Origin of the sequence: Candidatus Thiothrix phosphatis (assembly GCF_035668035.1) — a bacterium.
Lineage (GTDB): Bacteria > Pseudomonadota > Gammaproteobacteria > Thiotrichales > Thiotrichaceae > Thiothrix > Thiothrix phosphatis.
On sequence record NZ_JAYMYJ010000118.1, the window covers coordinates 1 to 4695 of the forward strand.

The 4695-nt window shown below is 56.8% G+C and carries 4 protein-coding genes and 1 pseudogene; all 5 read right to left on the reverse strand.

All coding sequences use genetic code 11. The annotated features are described in order from the left end of the window. A pseudogene (locus tag VSS37_RS13320) lies at nucleotides 1-187 on the reverse strand (hypothetical protein); the annotation flags it as partial. Nucleotides 188-208: 21 nt separating this feature from the next. Next, the gene (locus VSS37_RS13325; RefSeq protein ID WP_324695985.1) at nucleotides 209-982 is read right to left on the reverse strand and encodes an HvfC/BufC N-terminal domain-containing protein; all 774 of its coding nucleotides are present in this window, start codon (nucleotides 980-982) and stop codon (nucleotides 209-211) included. After that, a complete protein-coding gene (gene bufB / locus VSS37_RS13330) occupies nucleotides 969-1790 on the reverse strand; it encodes an MNIO family bufferin maturase (protein WP_324695986.1) in 822 nt (273 codons plus the stop codon). Before bufB ends, VSS37_RS13325 begins: the two co-directional genes overlap by 14 nt. Before the next feature lie 5 nt (nucleotides 1791-1795). Further along, complete coding sequence (locus VSS37_RS13335) at nucleotides 1796-2083, reverse strand: BufA1 family periplasmic bufferin-type metallophore (RefSeq protein ID WP_324695987.1); 288 nt, start codon at nucleotides 2081-2083, stop codon at nucleotides 1796-1798. Between the two features lie 221 nt (nucleotides 2084-2304). Then, nucleotides 2305-4341 carry an elongation factor G gene (gene fusA, locus VSS37_RS13340; RefSeq protein ID WP_324695989.1) on the reverse strand — a complete coding sequence of 679 codons (2037 nt, stop codon included), beginning with the start codon at nucleotides 4339-4341 and terminating at the stop codon, nucleotides 2305-2307. Nucleotides 4342-4695 lie beyond the last annotated feature (354 nt).

Below are 4695 nucleotides of genomic sequence, written 5' to 3' on the forward strand. Positions count from 1 at the left end.
TTGAGCGGCTCACATATTCTAAAGCCCCCGGCTTTGCCGGGGGATACTTACTCTTGGTCAGGCCAGAGGCAAAAAACACCTGCGCCACCCACAACCGAAACACCAACAGGGTCACGGGCTTTAAAACCAAGTCAACAGGCCAGCAATCCGCCAGCAGAAAACCTGGCAGCGTAATCGGTTTGTTCATGCATTACTCCTTGTCCGGTATTTAGGCGTCTGCCGTAAATGACAGAATCCAGCCACGTTGCATGGCGGTGGTCAGCAATCCGGGCAATTGTTCCTGGAAGCGTTCCGTCAACATTGGCAGGGTTGCGCCCTGCCGCAATGCGGACAAAAAATCCCAGCCAGCTTCATCCACTTCCACCTGCCGCAATTGCCTGCCCGCCCGCCATACCAATACATACGCCGGTTGGAGAATCTGGATGCGTTCCAGCGGTAGTTTGCCGGGAAAATCTTCAGGTTGATGCGCCAGCCACACCTGATGGACAGCATAAGGTGACTGGACAAGCTGCGCCGAACCAGGCATTTGGAAACAGAGGCTTGCCTGCTGCCCTTCAGTCAGCGTCATGATTTGGGTGAAATCGCCAGCAGGCTGGTTGACCGCATGCCACGCCTGATGGCGCGCCCACTCCAGCCGGGCGACATCCGCCAGCCAGGGCATCTCTTCCAGTGCCGCATGGCGCTGCATGAAGGCCGGGAACGTCTCGCCATACTCCACCAAAAATGGCCGGGTAGGCGGCGCGTGATCCATATATTCATCGGACAATCGCCCGAAAAACGCCTCGCCCACCAATTGCTGGGTGACTTCATACACAGCGCCGAGGTGTTGCAGCAACACGCCATGCACACTGTTGCGGTAGATGCCGACCCGTTGCGCCGCATCCAAACCACCCTGTGATTTCACCAATTCCGCCATGCCTGCCCGCTGGTTGCGGTCAAAAATGGCGGCGACAAAACGGGTTTGCAGATCAGGCAAGGACACGGCTTTGCACCTCAGCGGCTTTGGCGGCTTCCGCCAACAGGGTTTCCAATTCCGGCACGTTGTTGTCCCATTCGATGAGTGTGGGGACAGCGCCGATGCGTCGGATGGCTTGCGCATACAGCTCCCATACCGGCGGCGTCACCGGGTAGCCGTGCGTATCCAGCAGGAACGCCCCCCGGTCTTCGTAACCGGCGAGATGGATTTCCTTCACCCGTTCCGGCGGAATGGCGTCCAGATAATCGAGGGGATCGAAATCGTGATTGCAGGCGCTGACGTAAATATTGTTCACATCCAGCAGCATGCCGCAGTCAGCCTCTTCCACAACCGCCCGGAAAAACGCCCATTCGGTCATGCTGGATTGCTGGTATTGCAGATAGCTGGAAACATTTTCTATCACCAGGCCACGCCCGAGCCTGTCCTGCGCCTGGCGGATGCGCGCCGCGACGTAATGGACAGTCTCTTCGGTGTAAGGCAGCGGAATCAGGTCGTGCGTCACCACCCCGTGCGCGGAAGTCCAGCACAAATGGTCAGACACCCAAGCGGGATTCAGCCTATCCACCAGCGCCCTAATCCGGCTGAAATATTCTTCATCCAGCGGATCAGCCGACCCCAGCGACATGCCGACGCCGTGGAACGTCAGCGGATAATGTTCGGCTATTTCGAACAGGTAATCCTGCTGCACGCCGCCGGGCAGCAGGTAATTGTCGGTGAGGACTTCCAGCCACGGGATGTGGGGCCTTTCATCCACAATACGGTCGATATGCTGAAACCGCAAACCGACACCACATCCCGTGATCTGGCTAGTCATGGCGATTACTTCATCTTCATGTCTTCAGCTTTGATGACAGCGCCGCCGGTGAGTTTTTCACATGTGCCTTTCGGCAGCTTGACCCACTCGCTGGGGTCGCTGTCGGCCTTGGCCTGGCCAGCACAGGCATGGCCATTACCGGCGCAATCATTCATACCGGCCTTGACGATGCCGCCGCATTTTTCCATTTCTGGCTTGGATTCGTCATCAGCCGCCATCAGCGAGGTGGAAACAGCGGCCATGCCCAAAGCCATGATTGTGGCGGCCATCAGTTGTGCGTTAGTTTTCATCATTACATTACTCCATACTACTTTTGGTGAAAAATCATCTAATCCGTAAACTTCCCGACGTTTGTCACTTCGTTGAAGTTATTCTCCTATACGCAGGCTGGCACCATGCAGATGCAGCCAGCCTTAAAAATAATCGCAATTATTGCCAGCAACAGCAAAAAGCCCCGCAATCGGGGCTTTTTTTGGTCAGGACAAACTGACCCAGCTTGGTGCGGCAAGTGAAATCAGTCGTCAGCCGCCTTGTACTGCGCCATCAGTTCCTGCTGGGTCTTGTCCGTGGCCGGTTCATAGTGGCTGAATTGGATGGCCCAGCCACCTTCCCCACCCGTCAATGAATTCAGGCGCGACGCATAATCCTCCAGCTCCGCCAGCGGGACTTTCGCCTGAATCACCATATTGCCGCCGCTTTCATCAGCCTGCGCATCATGGATTTGGGCGCGGCGGGTCGCCAGATCGCCGGAAACATCGCCCATCACGGCAGCGGGAACCGTCACTTCCAAGTTGACCACCGGCTCCAGAATGATGGGGTTCGCCTCGGCGATGGCCTGCATGAAGGCTTTGCGCCCCGCCGCCACAAAAGCGACCTCCTTGGAGTCCACGGAATGCATCTTGCCATCCACCAGCGTCACCCGGATGTCCATCAGTGGATGCCCGCTGACGGCACCGGAAGCCAGCACCTGACGCACGCCTTTCTCCACCGCCGGAATCAAGGAGCCGGAAATCGCCCCGCCCACGATGCGGCTGACGAATTCAAACCCTGCACCCCGCTCCAGCGGCTCCACTTCCAGCAACACTTCGCCGAACTGCCCTGCCCCGCCGGTCTGTTTCTTGTGGCGGTACTGCGCCTGCACGGTTTTGGTGATGGTTTCACGGTAAGGGATTCGTGGCGGCGCAGCGTCCACTTCCACATGGTACTGTTTGTCCATGCGCTCCAAGGCAATGCGCAGATGCAGCTCGCCCAGCCCGCGCAACACGGTTTCATTGGCCGCAGCGTCATACTCGATACGCAGGCAGGGGTCTTCCGCCACCAGCTTGTGCAGCACTTCTGACAACTTCTGTTCATCACCGCGCTTTTTGGCACGCAACGCAAAGCCAACCAATGGCGTGGGCAGCGTCACGCCGCCAATCCCGACATTGTCATCCTCGTGCCGCTCGTGCAGGATTGCGTCCGGCTCAATCTCATTGATCTTGGCAATTGCGCAAATGTCCCCCGGAACAGCCTGCGTGACAGGAATCCGCTCCTTGCCCTGCAAACGGTAAAGGTGCGCAATTTTTACAGATTTGCCATCAGCGCCCACCAACACTTGGTTGCCCACTTTCAGGCTGCCCTGATGCACCCGCAGCAGCGCCAGCTTGCCAACAAACGGGTCAAACTCCACATGAAACACATGCGCCAGCAGCGGTTTGTCCGGATTGGGGTCGGCCCAGACCGCCTGCGTTTTCCCACCTTGCAGCCGGATGAAGGGGTGGGGTGCGGCCTCCAGGGGGCTGGGGGCAAGCTTGGCAAGAATGTCCAACAGTTCGGCAACACCTGTGCCCGTCTTGGCGGAAGTGAAACAGACCGGCACCAGATGGCTTTCACGCAAAGCTTGCTCAAACGCGTCATGCAGTTCCGCCGCTGACACCTCGCCTTCTTCGAGATAATGTTCCATGGCGGTTTCATTTGCTTCCACCACTTGCTCGATCAGCGAGGTGTGGGCCGTGTCGACTGATGAAAAATCCGCTTCGCCCGACTCATGCCCATACACCTCCACCACTTGCGAGGCATGGTTGGCAGGCAGTTCCAGCGGCAGGCATTCCCGCCCAAACACGTCGGCAATCTCTTGCAGGCGCCGTTCCAGCTTCGCGGGCGCCGCGTCCATGCGGTTGATCACCACCATGCACGGCAAGTGCTGGTTGCTGACCCACTCCATGATCTTGCGGCTCATGGGTTCAATCCCCGCCAGCGCATTGATGACCACCACCACCGTATCGGCGGCGGACAAGGCCGTCAGCACCTGCCCTTGAAAGTCAGGGTAGCCCGGTGTGTCGATCAGGTTGATATGGCAGCCAGCATGATGGGCGGTGGCGACAGAAACATACAGGGAATGGTGATGCTCCTGCTCCAGCGGGTCAAAATCCGTGACGGTATTGCCTTTTTCAATATCGCCCTGCTGGGTGGTTTCACCTGCCTGGAACAGCAGGGCCTCAATCAGGCTGGTTTTGCCGGAGCCGGTATGGCCAGTGAAAACAATATTTCTGATAGCTTGGGTAGTATGCACGCTGCCTCCTGTTGGAATGGGTTTTTGACCATTCTACTCCGCCAGGCGTCAGCTTGTCTGATCTATATCAGGTAAGGTTTGAGTGTGAAATGAAGCGGAAAGCTTAAGAATTGGTCGGACGAGAGGATTCGAACATCTTATGACAGGAATGCACAGTAAAAGAACAAAGACTTAAAGAAGCTTCAGCCATATAACTTGTCCTTGGTTCCTTGCTATTGCCCCAAAAAATGCCCCAAATCAATGTTTACCGAACAAACCCCACCATCCGATGCGGAACTTTCACAAGCACTTTGGGAGACCTACCAAGATGCTTTGCGTCTTCTTTGTTCGCTTTTCGTTTGTACTAAAACTTAA

Bases quoted from the DNA above. Each gene is read 5' to 3' on its own strand.
- bufB (WP_324695986.1), bottom strand. From the start codon at position 1,790: ATGACTAGCCAGATCACGGGATGTGGTGTCGGTTTGCGGTTTCAGCAT.
- VSS37_RS13335 (WP_324695987.1), bottom strand. From the start codon at position 2,083: ATGATGAAAACTAACGCACAACTGATGGCCGCCACAATCATGGCTTTG.